Consider the following 15,812-nt stretch of genomic DNA (forward strand, 5'->3'; position numbering starts at 1 on the left):
TGCCAGGCGGGACGGCGTGCGGAGGTGAGCGGTGGCCGACCGGGATCCGCTGGAGGACGAGTTCCGTGACTTCGTCGCGGCGCGCTCCAGTGCCCTGCTGCGGACCGCCTACCTGCTCGCCGGGGACTGGGCCACCGCCGAGGACCTCCTCCAGACCGCGTTGACCAAGACGTACCTGGCCTGGCGGCGCCTGGGTGGGATCGAGGCGGTCGAACCGTACGCCCGGCGGGTGCTGGTCAACACGTCCACCAGTTGGTGGCGGCGGCGGTGGCACGGTGAGCGGCCCACCGAGGTGCTGCCCGAGCGGGCCGGAGTGGACGAGATCGAGCAGCAGCTCGACCGCGACGTCCTCTGGCGGCACCTGCGGGCGTTACCCGCCCGGCAACGTGCCGTGCTGGTGTTGCGCTACTACGAGGACCTGTCGGAGGCCCAGACGGCGGCCCTGCTGGAGATCTCCCCCGGCACGGTGAAGAGTCAGACGTCCCGGGCCCTGGCCACCCTGCGCCGCCGGCTCGGGGCGGAGGCGTTGCACGACCTGACCCCCGAACCGGTCACCCGTCCGACCACAGCCACGACCACCCGGACCACGTCCACCGGGGCAGTTCAGGCCTCCCGGCCGCCGTCACCCGGGCGCACCACCGGGCAGACCCGGACATCCGCACCGGGCACCCCGGGCGAGCCTGTGCCGGGCCACACCGGGGTGATGCCGGCCCGCCCCGGTGCACCGGCCCGGACGGGGACGGGGCGGTCCGGCGCGGCGCGCGTCGTACCCGGGGAGCGGGCGGGTACCGGCCCGGCGTCGCCCCGGCCGGTGGGCGCGGGCGTCCTGCCGATCCCGACCGCGCCGCTCGCCACGGAGACCCGATGAAGCCCGCACCGTCGCGGCCCGGCAACCAGACCGACGGGTCGGGGCGTCAACTCCTCGTGACGCACGACGACGAGCTGGAGCGGGCGCTGCGGGAGACGTTGTCCCAGCGGGTCGCGGTGCCGCACCGGCTCCCCGTCGACCCGGCCGGGTTGGCGCTCGGCCGGGCCCGGCGGGTCAGGCGGCGGCGCACGGTCGCCGGGCTCACCCTGGCCAGCATCGTGACCGCCCTGGCGGCCGGCGGCATGACCCAGCTCGGTGGGCAGGCGGACCAGCCCACCGCCCCGACCGTCGTGCTCGGCGACCCGCAGGGGGTGGCCACCCTGTCCCCCGACCCGGTCGCTCCCCACCCGGCGGACCGGCCGACCGACGGCGAGGTCGACCTGATCGTGGCCGGTGCGCTGGTCACCGCCGCCGGGCAGCGGTACGAGCTGGGGATCGGGCCGGTCGAACGCGCGCAACGCCTGCCCGACCGCGGCGGCTGGCTGCTGACCGGGGCGGTCACCGCTGCCGGCCGTACCCTCTGGGTGGTGCCCTCGGGCGGGAAACCGCAGGCGTTGCTCGCCGGTGCCGACGAGATCGTGCTGTCACCCGACAGCCGGCAGGTGGCCTGGCGCGACGACGGCCGACTCTTCGCCGCCGGGATCGTGGCCGGGCAGCTCATCGCCTCCGTCGCCGGGCCTTCCGTCGACGCGGTCCCGGTCCGGGTGGTCGGCGACCGGGTCCTGCTGCGGGCCGCCCCCGAGGGTGGTCACCTGTGGTGGCGGTGGAGCCCGGCGGGGCCGCCCGGCATCGTCGCGCCGGACGTCCAGGAGGTCTACGGGACCCGGCCGGACGGCCGGCTGGTCGCCCGGGTGCGGGTCGGCAGCGGGAGCTGCCTGGCCCTGCTCGACCCCGACCTGGCCCCGGCGAGCACCCGGTGCGACGTGACCCCGACCGCCGACGGCCGGGGCGCGGTCTCTCCCGACGGACGTTGGTTGCTGGTCAACGGCCGACTCGCCGGATCGGACGACGCCATCCTGGTCGACCTGGCCGGCACCGTCCCAGCCCCACGCGGCGCCGGCCCGGCGATCGGCGGTGCGGTGGTCTGGACCGACGACCACGATGCGGCGTACGTCGACGGGGACGGCGACCTCGCCCGGGTGCGCCCCGACGAGGTGCTGGCGGACAGGCCGGCCACCCCGACCCCGGTGGCCGGGGCCGGGGCCGACGCCCGACCGGTGGTGGTGGCCGGCACCGGGTGACCTGCCCCGACCCGCCCGCCGGTAGCGTCGGGACCATGCCCGCCCGCCCGCTGATCGACCTGCACGCCCACTCCACCGCCAGCGACGGCACGCTCGGCCCGGCCGAGCTGGTCCGGGCCGCCGCCGACGCCGGGTTGGACGTCGTGGCGATCACCGACCACGACACCACCGCCGGTTGGGCGGCGGCGGTCGACGCGTTACCGGCCGGGCTCAGCCTCGTGCGGGGGGCGGAGCTGTCCTGCCGCTGGCACGGTGCCGAACCGGCGCTGCCGCTGCACCTGCTGGCGTACCTGTTCGATCCGGAGCACCCGGAGCTGGTCGCCGAGCTGGCCCGGGTCCGGCAGGCCCGGGAGGTACGCGGGGAACGGATCGTCGAGCTGCTGCGCGCCGACGGGATCGACGTGAGCTGGCCGGAGATCCTGGCCGCCGCCGACGGAGGCACGGTGGGTCGCCCGCACATCGCCGCCGCGCTGATCCGGTCCGGCCTGGTCACCACCACCACCGAGGCGTTCGGCCCGCAGTGGCTGGGGCAGCGGTACCGGCTACCCAAGGACGACATCGACGTGTTCCGGGCCGTGGCCCTGGTCCGGGCGGCCGGCGGCGTGCCGGTGTTCGCCCATCCCCGGGCCAGCCGGCGGGGGCGGATCGTCCCGGACACGCTGATCGCCGAGCTGGCCGACGCGGGGCTCGCCGGCCTGGAGGCCGACCACGAGGACCACACCCCCGCCGAGGCGGCGCACGTCCGGCGGCTCGCCACCGACCTGGGCCTGCTGGTCACCGGCTCGTCGGACTTCCACGGCAGCCACAAGACCGTCCGGCTGGGCGCGCACACCACCGCGCTGGAGGCGTACGAGCGGATCGTCGCGGCGTCCTCCGGAGTGACCGGCGTCGCTTCCGGCTGATCCGCGTTCCGCCTGCCAGCGGCACCGCTACCCTCGTCCGGTGGATCTCAAGCTCTTCGGTGAGGTCTTCGTGACCCTGCTGGTCATCGTCGACCCGCCGGGCATGATGCCGATCTTCCTCGCCCTGACCGGCCCGCTGCCGGCCCGTGACCGTAACCGGGCCGCCTGGCAGGCGGTCGCGTTGGCGCTCGGCGTCATCGTGGTCTTCGCCGTCGCCGGCCAGACCCTCCTCGCCTACCTGCACGTCGACCTGCCGGCGTTGCAGGCGGCCGGTGGCCTGCTGCTGATCCTGGTCGCGCTGGAACTGCTCACCGGCAAGGCGGACGACCCCAGCCAGCAGGCCACCTCCAACATCGCCCTGGTGCCGTTGGGCACCCCGCTGCTGGCCGGCCCCGGCGCGATCGTGGCGACCATGCTGTTCGTGCAGCAGGCCGACGGGGTGGGACAGGTCTCGGCGATCGCCGCCGCGATCGTCGCGGTGATGCTGGCGGTCTGGATCGTGCTGCGGTTCTCCGGCGGCATCGTCAAGATCCTCCGGCCGGGTGGCATCGAGGTGCTGACCCGGATCGCCGGCCTGCTGCTGGCCGCCATCGCGGTGCAGCTCATCGCCGACGCGGTGGCCGCCTTCGTCACCCAGTACGTGAACATGAGCTGAGTCGCCCGTCGTGCCGCCGCCGGGCTGTCGCACCGGGCTGGCAGGATCACCGGGGTGCGACGAGCCTCCTCCGCCGGTACTCCCCGGCCCCGCTCCGGCCAACCCGAGCAACTCGGCTTCGCCGGCATGCCCGAACGGCTCTTCACCTGCACACCCAGCAAACTCGGCGCGTATGCCGACTGCCCCCGCCGCTACCGCTACGCCTACCTGGACCGGCCCGCCCCGCCCAAGGGGCCGCCGTGGGCGCACAACTCGCTCGGCGCGAGCGTGCACACCGCCCTGAAGAACTGGTATGCGCTGCCCGTCGACCGGCGGCGCCCCGAGGCGCTGCCCGCCCTGCTCAAGGGCACCTGGGTCCGCGAGGGCTACCGCGACGACGAGCAGGAGCGGGCGGCCTACCAGCGGGCGCTGGGCTGGCTGGAGGGGTACGTCGCCACCCTCGACCCCGGCGACGACCCGCTGGGCGTGGAACGCGTGGTCGCCGTCAAGACCGCCGTGCTGGCCTTCAACGGGCGGGCCGACCGGATCGACTCCCGCCCCGGCCCGGACGGCCCCGAACTGGTCATCGTCGACTACAAGACCGGCCGCACCGGGCTGGACGCCGACGACGCGCGCGGCTCGCAGGCACTGGCCCTCTACGCGTACGCCGCCGAGCGGACGTTCCGCCGACCCTGCCGCCGGGTGGAGCTGCACCATCTGCCGACCGGCACCGTCGCCGGGCACGACCACACCGTCGAGTCGCTGACCCGGCAGCTCAGCCGCGCCGAGGACACCGCCCGGGACATCATGGCCGCCGAGCGGTCGGTGGCCGACGGAACCGACCCGGACGAGGCGTTCCCTGCCGTCGCCGGGCCCCGCTGCGGCTGGTGCGACTACCGGCGTACCTGCCCGGTCGGCGCGCAGACCCCCGGCCGCGAGCCGTGGTCGGCGATCGACCGCCCCACCGCTCCGCAGGCCGACTGACCGACCTCCCGCGTCGGGTCTACCCGTCCCGGATGGTCAGGCGGCGGCGGTGAGACGGGCGGCACGGTCCTTCGCCGCCTGCTGGATCGGGCTCTCCCGCCAGTTGCGGGGCAACGCCGCCAGGGCCAGTCGCAGCGTCCGGACGCTCAGGTCGGCCGACAGCGCGGTGGTGGGCAGTCCCAGCCCGCCGTAGAGTCGCAGCGCCCACGGTGGCAGCAGCCCGAGCGCCGTGCCGGCCACCCCGAAGTACGCCCAGCGTGGCGGCCCCAGGCTCAACCCGAGGCGGGCCGGCCGGCTCAGCTTCCACGGGATCGGCGGGGCGGTCAGGAACAGCGCGGTCTCCGCCGCCTCCCTGGTCATCCGCAGCTCGGGCCGGACCGCCCGGTAGTAGTCGGCCACCTCGGCGGCGCTGCCGGGCACCCCGGCCGGGTCGAGCCCGACAAGTGCGGCGGCCCGCCGCTGCTCGGCGTAATATCCGTCCACCTCGGCATCGGTCAGCGACAGACCGGCCCGGCGGGCGGTGCCGACGAACGACTCGGCCCCGGTGACGTGCACCCAGCGCAGCAGATCCGGCTCGTCGATCCGGAACCGCTCGCCGGTGAACGGGTCGGTGGCGCGCAGCCGGGCATGCAGGGCCCGCAACCGCCGGCCGGCCGCCTCGGCCTCGGCGGTGGTGCCGTAGTTCACCGTGTCGATGTACGTGCCGGTGCGGACCAGCCGCCCCCAGGCGTCCGACCGGTAGTTGCTGTTCTGGGCCACCCCGGCCATCGCCCGGGGGTGCAGGGTCTGAAGATAGAGGGAGCGCAGGCCGGCGACGATCAGGATCGGTTCGTCGTGCACCTTCCAGGTGACCGAACCGGGACCGAAGAGGCCGAGATCGTCGGTGTCCACCCGTCAACAGTGCCACGCTCGACGAGGTACCGCCGTCCGTCGTCGTGACCCTCGCCCGGAACCAGCGGGTGCGGGACGGGCCGGGACGCGGTGAACCGGAACCTCCGCCACCGCGTGTACGCGTACGGCGAGACGCTGCGACACCAGGCTCGACGTACGCTGTCTGCCGCAACCCGCATTCCACGCTCGGAGGTGTCGGTGTTCAAGGAGATCAACGGTCTGCCAGGTCACGTCCTGGTGGTCCATGCCGTGGTCGTCTTCGTCCCACTACTCGCGCTGCTGGCCAGCGCCTACGGGCTGATGCCGCGCTGGCGGCCCCGCCTCGACTGGGCGGTGGCCATCCTGGCCGTGATCACCCCGGTCCTCGCCTGGGTGGCGACCGAATCGGGGGAGGCGTTCGAGGAGGCGCTGCGGGCGAAGGGCTACTCGCCCGAGCTACTCGCCAAGATCCACGAACATTCCGAGTACGGCGAGACGCTGCAGTGGTTCACCATCGGGCTGGCCGTGGCGGCGCTGCTGCTGCTGGCGGTGACCAGCAGTCGGGTGCGTACCCCGAACCTGCCCGGCTGGGCACCCTGGGTCCTCACCGCGATCGTCGTGGTGCTGTCGGTGTTCGCGCTCGTCTACGTCTATCTCACCGGGGACAGCGGTGCCGCCTCGGTGTGGAGCAACACGTTCTGACCAGTCGCCTGCGTGCTGACCGGTCGGCCTGGCTGCCCGGCAGCATGGCGGCCCGGTCGGCATGGCGGCCCGGTCGGGCCCGTTCGGCCTGGCTGCCCGGTCGGGCCCGGTCGGTTGTCCGCCTGCTGACCGGTTGTCCGGGTGCTGAGCGGTCTTGTTCGTGCTGACCGGTCGGCCTGGTCGGCCTGGTTGGCCTGGTCGGTCGGCGCGTGGGCCGGGCAGCGCCTTCGGCGTGTGCGCCGGATGGCGTTCGGGAGTGTTCGGCGGGTGTTCAGAACAGTGCCCGGGAGCAGAGCAGACAGAGCAGCAGTAGCAACACGGTGCCGATGACCGCGCCGACGCTCCAGGTGACCCGCTGCGCCCGTTGCTCTGCCGCGTCCATCGCCTCCATGTCCTGCGCCGGCAGGGTGCGGGCGGGAGTCGCTTCCAGGTGCACCGGGGGACGCCAGCCCGGCGGCGGTGGCGTGGTGGGCGGCGGCCCGTGGTAACCACCCCGCCCCGACCAGGCCGAACTCGTCCCCGGTGCGGTACTGCCCGTCCAGGGAGTGGTCGGGACCGTTCCGGGGATCGACGTACCCACCCTCGGCGGCGCGGCCGGCTCACCGGACGGCGGGCCGGCCGGTGGGCTGGCGGGTCGACCGGACGGCAGGCCGGGTGCCGGCGCGTCGACCGGGCTGGCCCAGGGCGAAGGCTGGTGCGTCGCCCCACCTTCCGCTTCCGCAGCACCCCCGGTACCCGCGCCGGTCGCGACCCCGCTCTCTGCCCCGGCCTCCTCTGCGGCACGAGTTCCGGTCCCGGCACCTCCTCCCGTCCGGGCCTCTTGTTCGGTCGCGCCCCTTTGTTCGCTCCCGGCCCCGTGTTCGGTTCCGGCCCCGTGTTCGGTTCCGGCCCTTTGTTCGGTTCCGGCACTGGTTCTGGTCTCGGCCCTGGTTTCGGCCCCGGCCTCAGGGGCCGCGTCAACCCCGGTGGTGGGAGATCCGTCAAGGTGGTGCGGGGCACCCGTTCCGCCGGGGATGGTGCTCGGGTGAGGCTGGCGGGTCGGGGGTGTCGGCCCGGCGGGTGCGGGGGTGGGCGGCTGTGCGGGTGGGCGTCGCCAGTATTCGTCGTCGGGGCTGGCACCGCTGGGGGTCGTCACGCCATCCGACGCTACCAACGTGAGGGCCAGACGCGGCGGACCCTTGCCGGGGAGACCCGGCAGTTGGCCGCCGCGGTGGTGTGCGGGAAGTGGGCGGTCTGAGGAGTAACCTTGCCGCTCGTGAGCACCGAGGATCTGGCCGGCGGCGGTGTGCCCGGCGATGACGACCGCGCGGTCGACCTCAGCGACGACTTCGTGGTGCTGCCTGAGCAGACCGCCGACGACACCGACTTCGGGTGGGGTGAGCGCCGGGACGGCAACGACGACTGGTTGCTCGCCGAGCGCCCCCCACACTGGAGTTGACCATCGTCGGCCGCCGGTGGGCCGCAACATCCACTCCAGGGTGGCGACAATGCGGTTCCGGATGGGCGCGATATCGCTGTCTCGGCCCGCAGTCTGGCGGTCAGGCGGTGTGGTCGACGACGACCTTGCCGAAGACCTCGCCGCAGGAGTGGATCATCCTCGGATGACGACGCTGAAGCGGCTCCCTTCCGGCTGACCGACGGACCGTTGCGCCTGATCGGGGCGTACGGCCAGGTAGAGCGCAGACGAGCCGTCCCCGGCCCCGGCGCCCACCACGTCGAGGACCAGGGCGTCGGCCGCCAGCAGAACAGGTGCTCCAGCGCTGCGCCCGGCCGGCAGCACGAGCAGGTCGACCCGTGCACCGGGGCGCAGGACCGCGAGGGCGGCCGGTTCGGCCAGGCGGACGGGCACTCCCACGAAGCCGCTCGGCAGCGGTACGGCAGTCGGGGTGCCTTCCTCGGCGGGCCTTCCGGTCTCCTGCGTACCGGACCGGGGGTCGCCCACCCCGTCGGGGACGCCGGCCCCGCTGACGCCCGGTCGTACCGTCCGATGGTGCGGCTGGCCGGACTGGCCGCCGACGGCGGGCCCGGCCACGGTCGGTGGGTCCGGACATCCCGCCGCGTTGAATGTGCCGGCGGGAGGTCCGGCCGCGCTGGGCCTGCCGGTGGCGGGATCTGTGGCATGGGGCCTCCCCATGGGAGGTCCCGCCGGGCCGAGGGCGACGGCAGGTGGTGGGGCACCGGTGGAACAGCCAGCCGGGGTGTCCATGACGATCACCGCCAGCCCCAGCAGGACCGCCACCAAGGCCGCCCGCAACATGGTCCCCCCACCGGGGCGACGCGGCCAGCGGAATGCTCGCAGCGAGCCTTCTCCATCGACCGCACCGGTCACCATGCAACACCCTCTGCCGCTCACCGGATGCCCTGGCGGCACCCCCCGGCCCAGCAGGCTATGTCGCACCCACCCAAACCCCACGCCCCCTCACCCACGCCCTGTGGACAACACCCCGCCTGTGGAAAACCCCACCCCCACCCGTCCCCCCACCCCCGTCCCCCCACCCCCGCCCGTCCACCCACCCACCCACAAGTGGCGTGATCAAGAGGTTTGCGTCAAATACCGCGATCAACTTGACGCAAATCTCTTGATCACTGCGTCAACGTGACGCAAAGCTCTTGATCGCGGGGGCGGGGTGGGGCGGTGGGGGAGGGGGTCAGGAGGTCGTGGTGGTGGGGGCGGGCTTGGTGGAACTGGTCGAGCCCGACGGGCCGGAGGTGGTGGACGAGGAGGACGAGTTGGGGGTCGAGGAACCGCCCGAGGTCGACGACGAGCCGGAGCCCGAGGAGTCGCCACCGGAAGAGGTGCCCTCCGACTTCGCCGGCTTCGTCGTGCCGCCCTTGCCCTCGGTGCCCGCCGCCCGGGAGTCGGTGCGGTAGAAGCCGGAGCCCTTGAACACGACCCCGACCGAGTTGAAGACCTTGCGCAGCCGCCCCTCGCACGCGGGGCACTCGGTCAGCGGCTCGTCGGAGAACGACTGCACCGCCTCGAGCTGGTGGCCGCACGCGGTGCAGGCGTACTGGTACGTGGGCACGTTCTCCTCCGGATCTGGTTCAGCCGATTGGCACTCGACGTATTCGAGTGCCAATGGTGCGTCATCGGACCCGGGTTCGTCCAGCGGACGTGATCGTCACCCACCCGCCGGGAGGTCCGGACCAGCGGGGGAGCAGGCGCGAACCGGACCTCGGCGAGCCGGGTCCGCACCCCACCACCGGCGAAGTTCGACGCCGTCGGCGCACCGCCCGCCGTCGGCGCACCGCCCGCCGTCGGCGCACCGCCCGCCGTCGGCAGGGCGCCACCAGCGAAGTCCGACGTCGTCACTGCACCGCGCCGCCGCAGAGCCCGACGCCGTCACCGGACCGCAGAATCAGCGGAGTCCGACGTCGTCAGCGCACCGTGCCACCACGGAGCCCGACGCCGTCAGCCGAAGCGGGGCCCGACGCCGTCAGCCGACCGCAGCATCAGCGGAGCCCGACGCCGTCAGCGCAATCCCGTCCCGGGTGAGCAGGCGCAGACCTTCCGACGGGGTGAGAGCCGCCCGCACCGGCCGGTCGTGTGGCTGGGCGGGCAGCACCGGGAGCAGTTCACCGTCGTGCAGCAGCGCCACGGTCATGGTGGCCGCCGGTACCCGGGCCAGCGCCCGGTCGTAGGAGCCGCCGCCCCGGCCCAGCCGTAGGCCGTGCCGGTCCACCGCCAGGGCGGGCACCACCACCAGGGATGCTCCGACGATCGCCGTCCGGCCCCGCCGGGGTCCGTGCGGCTCGCGCATCCCCCGGCCGGCGGCGACCAGGGTGCCCGGTCCGGCGTACGGGGCCCAGTCCAGGTCGAGGTCGTCGCGGAGCACGGGCAGCAGCAGCTCCGCCCCGGCCGGCAGCGCGGCCCGGAGCACCTCGGGCAGGTCGGGGCCGCCCGGCTCGGAGCCGACCGGCACGTACCCGGTCATCGTGGCCGGCCGCAGGCGGCGTACCAGCGCGGTCAGTTCGGCTTGGACGCGCGTCGCGGCGGCGGAGCGGTGGGCTGCGGTGAGCGCCCGGCGGTGGGCGAGCAGCACGGCGCGTGTCTCGCGTTTGGCCGCGTGGAGGGCTTCCGCTTCATCAGAAAAATCGGGCACGCAACACTCCTGACGCAACGCTGTCAATGTGGTCGCTCTGTGTCAGCATCGCAGGAACGGGCCTGGAACTTCCGGGGGGACAGCGTTGACGCTACGCGGGCGGTTGACGGCGGCCTTCCTCACGGTGGTGCTCGGTCCCGTGCTGCTCGGCGCGGTCTTCGTCGGCACCACCCTGTCGACGGTGGACCGCACCCGGTCCACCGAACGGCTCGGCCTGGCCGCGTCCGCCGTGCGTACCTCGATCGACGCGTTGTGCCAGCAGTTGCGGGCCGCCGCCGACGCGGTGGCCCTGCGCCCCGACCCGGCGACCCGGGCGGGCGCGGCCGGTCAGGTGGTCAGCCGGGGGTTGGCCACCGCCGTGCTGGTCACCGACGTGACCGGTGGCACCACGTACGCCACCCCGGGTGGGCCGGCGACTCCGTGGCAGGACTGCGCGGGCGTCCGCACCGGCGGACCGGTCCGGGCGCTGAGCGCCCAGGTGGACCTGCGTGACCCGGCGGGCACGCCGCTCGGCGCGGTGGCCGCCGCCGAGGTGGTCGACCCGGCGTTCGTGGCCCGGCTGGCCGCCGCGACCGGCGTCGCGGTCACCCTCCTCGACGACACCGCCGGCCCCGACCGGATCACCCACACCACCGAGACCCGTCGGGTACGCGACGCGGTGCTCGCCGCGGCCGGCACCCTCGATGGTGACCGGGTCACCGCGACCCGGGACGGCCGGTACGTGCGGCGGCTCGGGCCGGCCCCGGGGCAGCCGTTGCCTCTGGTCCTTTCCGTGGCCGGGGAGCGACCGTCGGGCCTGCCGGCGGCACTGGTCGGGGCGGTGCTGCTCGCCGTGGTGGTGGCGGTGCTGACGGCGTGGCGGCTGGCCCGGGTCACCACCCGGCCGTTGGTGGAGTTGGCCGGTGCGGTGGACCGGGTCGCCCGGGGTGACCTGACCGCCCGGGTGCCGGTGCGCAGCCGGGACGAGATCGGCGGGCTCGCCGCCGCGTTCAACCGGATGATCCGGGAGACCGCCGGGTACGTGGCTGCGCTGACCAGCAGCCGGGACCAGTTGCGGGGGCACCTGAGGGTGCTCGGGGACACCCTGGCCAGCACCCACGACCTGCAACGCATCCTGCGGGTGATCCTGCACAGCGCGATCGCGGCGACCGGGGCGCGGGCCGGGGCGGTGCTGCTGGTCGACGACGCCGGGGTGCTCGTCGGGCAGTGCGCGGAAGGGCTGGCCGGGCGTTGCCCACCGGGCACCGAGCCGGAGGAGTTGCGGGTGCCGGTGGGCACGGGGGTGGTCGGTGCGGTCGCCGCCACGGGTGAACCGCAGCGGGGCCGGGTCCCGTCGGGCCCGACGCCGACCGGCGAACCGTGGTGCGAGACGTACGTGGCGGTGCCGTTCACCGCACCCGGTGGGGACGCCGCCGGCCGGGACCCGGCGGTCGGGGTGCTGGTCCTCTACGACCGGTTGGGCGTCGGCGAGTTCGACGACGACGACCTGGCGACCCTGCGGACCTTCGCCGGGCACGCGGCGGTGGCGGTGGAGAACGTCCGGGTGCACGAGGAGGCGCAGCGGTTGTCGTTGACCGACCCGCTGACCGGGCTGTGGAACTACCGGTACCTGCGTGAGTCGCTGCGCCGGGAGGTGGAGCGGGCCAGCCGGTTCGGCCGGATGCTCAGCATCCTCGTCCTCGACCTGGACCGGTTCAAGATCGTCAACGACAGTTACGGGCACGCCGCCGGGGACGCCGTGCTCGCCGAGTTCGCCCGCCGGGTCCGGGGCGAGATCCGCGAGGTGGACCTGGCCTTCCGGCAGGGCGGTGAGGAGTTCGTGGTGCTGCTGCCGGAGACCGACGCCCGGGGCGCGGCGACCGTCGCCGAGCGGTTGGGCGCGGCGGTGCGGGAGGCCCCGGTCGTGGTCGCCGGCCACGCGGGTGTCCCGACCACGATCGCGGTGTCGGTCTCGATCGGCATCGCCGTCTATCCCGACCACGCCTGCACCGGCGCGGAGGTGCTGGACGCCGCCGACGAGGCGTTGTACGCGGCCAAGGGCGCCGGCCGTGACGGCTACCGGGTGGCGACGGCGCGGCCCCGACCGACGCCGGCAGCCGACGGTGCGGTCGAGGAGATCGCCGTACCGGCGGGGGCGACCAGCCCGGACGACGGCCTGCCCCGGGCCGGTCCGCCCGTCGGGCCGACCAGCGCCACCCGGCCACCCGCCCACCGGCCGCCCACCGACCGGGTAGCCGGCGACGACCTGCCGACCGACGGGTCGATCGACCTACCTGCCGACGGGTCGACCGGTGGGCCGGCCGGTCGGCACGCCGTCGGTGCTCCCGGTGTGACGCAGCCGGGCGGCGCGTCTTCCGGTCCTCACCCGCCGCGGCAGAGCCGTGGCCGATAGTCTCGCGGCATGTCGGAGCACTCAGCGAACCCCTCAACGACCGCCGCGACCGGTCGCGCCCGCGCGGTCAAGGCCGTGATCCCGGCCGCCGGCCTGGCCACCCGGTTCCTGCCGGCCACGAAGGCGGTGCCCAAGGAGCTGCTACCGGTGATCGACCGACCGGTGCTCCAGTACATCGTCGAGGAAGCCGCCCAGGCCGGCATCGGTGACGTGCTGCTGATCACCGGTCGCGGCAAGACGTCGATGGTGGACCACTTCGACCGTCGCCCCGACCTGGAGGCCCGGCTGGAGGCCAAGGGCGACGCCGAGCGGCTCGCCGCGGTCAAGCGCCCCAGCGAGCTGGCCGAGATCTACACCTGCCGGCAGCCGGAGCAGCTCGGCCTCGGCCACGCCGTCGGGTACGCCGAGTCGCACGTCGGCGACCAGCCCTTCGCGGTGCTCCTCGGTGACGAGTTCGTCAAGCCGTCGGAGCCGCTGCTGCCGGCCATGTTGGAGCTCCAGGCCCGTACCGGCGGGGTGGTGCTGGCGTTCTTCGAGGTCGACCCGGCCGAGACCAAGCGGTACGGCATCGCCTCGGTCGAACCGGCCGAAGCGGAGCTGACCGACATCGGAGAGGTCGTCCGGGTCACCGGCATGGTGGAGAAGCCCCAGCCGGAGGACGCCCCGAGCAACCTCGCCGTCCTCGGCCGGTACGTCCTGCCGGGGCGGATCTTCGACGCGATCCGGCGTACCGAACCGGGCAGCGGCGGGGAGATCCAGCTGACCGACGCGATGGAACTGCTGCGCAGCGAGGGGGTGCCGGTGCACGCGATCGTCTACCGGGGCACCCGCTACGACACCGGCATGCCGCTGGGCTACCTCCAGACAGTCGTGCAGATCGCCGTCGAGCGGGAGGACCTCGGCGCCGAGTTCCGCGCCTGGCTGACCGAGTTCGTCAACAACGGCGACGAGACGGTCACCGCGGCGATCATCAACGGGGTACGCGACACGGCGGGCGGCTCCGGTACATGACCTCGACGGCCGACGCCGAGGCGGCCGCGAACGAGTTGACGCCGCTCGCCGACTACCTGGGCAGCGTGCTGCGCAGGTTGCGCGCGCTGCCCCCGCTCGACCTCGACCTCACCCAGGCGTACGGCAACGTCCTCGCCTCGGACGTCGTCGCCCCGCACTCGTTCCCCGCCTTCGACCAGGCGGCGGTGGACGGGTACGCCGCGCGCTGGGAGGACCTCGTCGGGTACGGCCCGATCCCCACGCAGGGACCGGGCCGGGCGGTGCGGCTCAACGTGGTCGGCGACCTGGGCGCGGCGAGTTGGCGGCCGGTCCGGCTGACCCCCGGCTCGTGTTTCTCGGTGGCGGCCGGTGCGCCGATGCCGATCGCCGCCGACGTGGTGGTGCCGGTGGAGTGGACCGACCAGGGCATGGCGGCGGTGGAGATCTTCCGTACCCCCAAGCGGGGGTACGGTGTCCGTCGTGCCGGTGAGGAGTTGCCCGCCGGTACCGTCCTCGCCCGCGCCGGCACGTACGTCGCCCCGGCGTTGGTGGCCGTGTTCGCCGCCACCGGCATCGGACACGTGGTGGTCCGGCCCAGCCCCCGGGTGGTGATCGTGGCCACCGGCGACGAACTCGTCGACGTGGGCCGGGGCAGCCAGCCCGGTCAGGTGGTGGACGCCAACTCGCACGCGTTGACCGCCGCCGCCGCCGAGGTGGGCGCGTTGGCGTACCGGGTGGGGATCTGCGACGACGACCCGGAGGGGCTGCGTGGCCTCCTGGAGGACCAGACCCTGCGGGCCGATCTGATCATCACCACCGGCGGCACCGGCACCGGCCCCGGTGACATGGTCCGGCGGATCCTGTCCCGCCGGGAGGGCGGCCGGGCCGGGCCGGTGACGTTCACCGATGTGGCGCTGTACCCCGGCACGGCCCTCGGGTTCGGTACCGTCGGGGCCGAGGAGGTGCCGGTGGTCTGTCTTCCCGGTGAGCCCGGTGCGGCGTTGATCGGCTTCGAGGTGCTGGCCCGGCCGGCGATCCAGCTGCTGGCCGGTGCGGAGCCGGTGTTCCGGCCGAGCGTACGGGCGCACCTGTTGGAGACCATCTCGTCGCCCGGTGGGCTGCGCGAGTTCCGGCCGGCGCACGTGGCCGAGCGGCGCGGCGGGGGCTACACCGTGCAGCCGCTCAGCGGTGGGCCGTACACCCTCTCCGGGTTGGCCGAGGCGAACGGCCTGATGGTGCTCGGTGAGCGGGTGACCACTGCGGCGGCCGGCTCCACGGTGGACGTGTTGTTGCTGGACCGACGGCGGTGAGCCGGCGCGGGTCGGCCGTCGCCCCGGGCGTGGACGGGAGGTCGGCGCGGTGAGCTGGTTCGGGCGGGTGCCGGGGTGGCCGGTGATGCTGATGGACGGTCCGGTGGTGCTGCGACCGTACCGGCGGTCCGACGCCACCGCCTGGTCGGCGGTTCGTCGGGCGAACCGGGCCTGGTTGGCGCCCTGGGAGTCGCACCTGCCAGGCAGTTGGGACGAGACGAACTCGCCGGCTGCGTTCCGTTACGTGCACGCCGACCAGCGGCGTTCGGCGCGTAGCGGTGAGGGGATGCCGTTCGCGGTCTGCCTGCGCGAGGACGGGCAGGAACGGCTGGTCGGGCACCTGAACGTGGGCAACATCGTCCGGCGGGCGTTCTGCTCCGGCTACGTCGGCTACTGGGTGGACTCCCGGGTGGCCGGGCGTGGGGTGATCCCCACCGCGATGGCGCTCGCCGTCGACCACGCGTTCGGCCCGGGTGGACTGCACCGGGTCGAGGTGAACATCCGGCCGGAGAACAAGCCGTCCCGGCGGGTGGTGGAGAAGCTGGGCTTCCGCGAGGAGGCGTACCACGTGCGCTACATGCACATCGACGGGGTCTGGCGGGACCACATCGGATACGCGCTGACCAGCGAGGAGGTGGCCGCCGAGGGTGGTCTGCTGGCCCGCTGGCACCGGATGCGTCACGAGGCCGGGTGAGTCGTCCCACGGACGGGATCCGGCGCGGCGCGTCGGCATCCCGGTCGGCGGCCCGTAACCTCAAGTAACTGCAAGCTGCGGCAAGCACCGCCCGACCGCAGGATCTGCGTCGAGAGTGATCT

The 15,812-nt window shown here is 74.3% G+C and carries 16 protein-coding genes; 11 read left to right on the forward strand and 5 right to left on the reverse strand.

All coding sequences use genetic code 11. The features are described 5' to 3' along the window. Positions 1-31: 31 nt before the first annotated feature. The 5 genes from ACQP2H_RS03830 (at position 32) to ACQP2H_RS03850 (ending at position 4,629) form a co-directional block, all read left to right on the forward strand. A complete protein-coding gene (locus tag ACQP2H_RS03830; protein ID WP_308291009.1) occupies positions 32-868 on the forward strand; it encodes a SigE family RNA polymerase sigma factor in 837 nt (278 codons plus the stop codon). After that, positions 865-2,109, forward strand: coding sequence for a hypothetical protein (locus tag ACQP2H_RS03835; RefSeq protein WP_219466830.1), 1,245 nt, complete (start codon positions 865-867; stop codon positions 2,107-2,109). Before ACQP2H_RS03830 ends, ACQP2H_RS03835 begins: the two co-directional genes overlap by 4 nt. A 35-nt stretch (positions 2,110-2,144) precedes the next feature. After that, positions 2,145-3,011, forward strand: coding sequence for a PHP domain-containing protein (locus tag ACQP2H_RS03840; RefSeq protein ID WP_357536148.1), 867 nt, complete (start codon positions 2,145-2,147; stop codon positions 3,009-3,011). Positions 3,012-3,051: 40 nt separating this feature from the next. Beyond that, entirely contained in the window at positions 3,052-3,666 is a 615-nt protein-coding gene (locus tag ACQP2H_RS03845; RefSeq protein WP_208570384.1) for a MarC family protein, read from the forward strand. A gap of 126 nt (positions 3,667-3,792) precedes the next feature. Continuing rightward, positions 3,793-4,629 carry a RecB family exonuclease gene (locus ACQP2H_RS03850; RefSeq protein WP_363823829.1) on the forward strand — a complete coding sequence of 279 codons (837 nt, stop codon included), beginning with the start codon at positions 3,793-3,795 and terminating at the stop codon, positions 4,627-4,629. A gap of 36 nt (positions 4,630-4,665) precedes the next feature. Here ACQP2H_RS03850 and ACQP2H_RS03855 read toward each other — a convergent pair whose 3' ends face one another. Further along, positions 4,666-5,520 carry an oxygenase MpaB family protein gene (locus ACQP2H_RS03855; RefSeq protein WP_219466840.1) on the reverse strand — a complete coding sequence of 285 codons (855 nt, stop codon included), beginning with the start codon at positions 5,518-5,520 and terminating at the stop codon, positions 4,666-4,668. Between the two features lie 198 nt (positions 5,521-5,718). Between ACQP2H_RS03855 and ACQP2H_RS03860 the strand changes: the two genes are divergently transcribed. Beyond that, a complete protein-coding gene (locus ACQP2H_RS03860; protein ID WP_208570420.1) occupies positions 5,719-6,201 on the forward strand; it encodes a DUF2231 domain-containing protein in 483 nt (160 codons plus the stop codon). A 271-nt stretch (positions 6,202-6,472) separates the two neighbouring features. Here the strand turns inward: ACQP2H_RS03860 and ACQP2H_RS03865 are convergent, their stop codons facing one another. Continuing rightward, the gene (locus ACQP2H_RS03865) at positions 6,473-6,637 is read right to left on the reverse strand and encodes a hypothetical protein (RefSeq protein ID WP_308291010.1); all 165 of its coding nucleotides are present in this window, start codon (positions 6,635-6,637) and stop codon (positions 6,473-6,475) included. Positions 6,638-7,456: 819 nt separating this feature from the next. On the opposite strand from ACQP2H_RS03865, the gene ACQP2H_RS03870 reads away from it, so the two are divergent. Then, on the forward strand, positions 7,457-7,639 hold the full coding sequence (locus ACQP2H_RS03870; protein ID WP_255599277.1) for a hypothetical protein: 183 nt from the start codon (positions 7,457-7,459) through the stop codon (positions 7,637-7,639). A gap of 153 nt (positions 7,640-7,792) precedes the next feature. On the opposite strand, the gene ACQP2H_RS03875 is transcribed toward ACQP2H_RS03870, so the two are convergent. The 3 genes from ACQP2H_RS03875 to ACQP2H_RS03885 form a co-directional block, all read right to left on the reverse strand. Beyond that, the gene (locus ACQP2H_RS03875) at positions 7,793-8,233 is read right to left on the reverse strand and encodes a hypothetical protein (RefSeq protein WP_255597878.1); all 441 of its coding nucleotides are present in this window, start codon (positions 8,231-8,233) and stop codon (positions 7,793-7,795) included. A gap of 616 nt (positions 8,234-8,849) precedes the next feature. Continuing rightward, positions 8,850-9,227, reverse strand: coding sequence for an FmdB family zinc ribbon protein (locus ACQP2H_RS03880; RefSeq protein WP_208570387.1), 378 nt, complete (start codon positions 9,225-9,227; stop codon positions 8,850-8,852). A gap of 411 nt (positions 9,228-9,638) precedes the next feature. Then, the gene (locus ACQP2H_RS03885; protein WP_363823817.1) at positions 9,639-10,304 is read right to left on the reverse strand and encodes a 5-formyltetrahydrofolate cyclo-ligase; all 666 of its coding nucleotides are present in this window, start codon (positions 10,302-10,304) and stop codon (positions 9,639-9,641) included. A gap of 85 nt (positions 10,305-10,389) precedes the next feature. Here ACQP2H_RS03885 and ACQP2H_RS03890 point away from each other — a divergent pair, with 85 nt between their 5' ends. From ACQP2H_RS03890 to ACQP2H_RS03905, 4 genes are all read left to right on the forward strand, one after another. Further along, positions 10,390-12,696, forward strand: coding sequence for a diguanylate cyclase (locus tag ACQP2H_RS03890; RefSeq protein WP_433231109.1), 2,307 nt, complete (start codon positions 10,390-10,392; stop codon positions 12,694-12,696). A 9-nt stretch (positions 12,697-12,705) separates the two neighbouring features. Beyond that, positions 12,706-13,707, forward strand: coding sequence for a UTP--glucose-1-phosphate uridylyltransferase (locus tag ACQP2H_RS03895; protein ID WP_219466850.1), 1,002 nt, complete (start codon positions 12,706-12,708; stop codon positions 13,705-13,707). Continuing rightward, on the forward strand, positions 13,704-14,996 hold the full coding sequence (locus ACQP2H_RS03900; RefSeq protein WP_208570391.1) for a molybdopterin molybdotransferase MoeA: 1,293 nt from the start codon (positions 13,704-13,706) through the stop codon (positions 14,994-14,996). Before ACQP2H_RS03895 ends, ACQP2H_RS03900 begins: the two co-directional genes overlap by 4 nt. Positions 14,997-15,081: 85 nt before the next feature. Then, complete coding sequence (locus ACQP2H_RS03905) at positions 15,082-15,690, forward strand: GNAT family N-acetyltransferase (RefSeq protein ID WP_208570421.1); 609 nt, start codon at positions 15,082-15,084, stop codon at positions 15,688-15,690. The last annotated feature ends 122 nt before the right edge of the window (positions 15,691-15,812 follow it).

Source organism: Micromonospora sp. CA-248260 (genome assembly GCF_050942205.1).
In the GTDB taxonomy this organism is placed as follows: domain Bacteria; phylum Actinomycetota; class Actinomycetes; order Mycobacteriales; family Micromonosporaceae; genus Micromonospora; species Micromonospora antibiotica.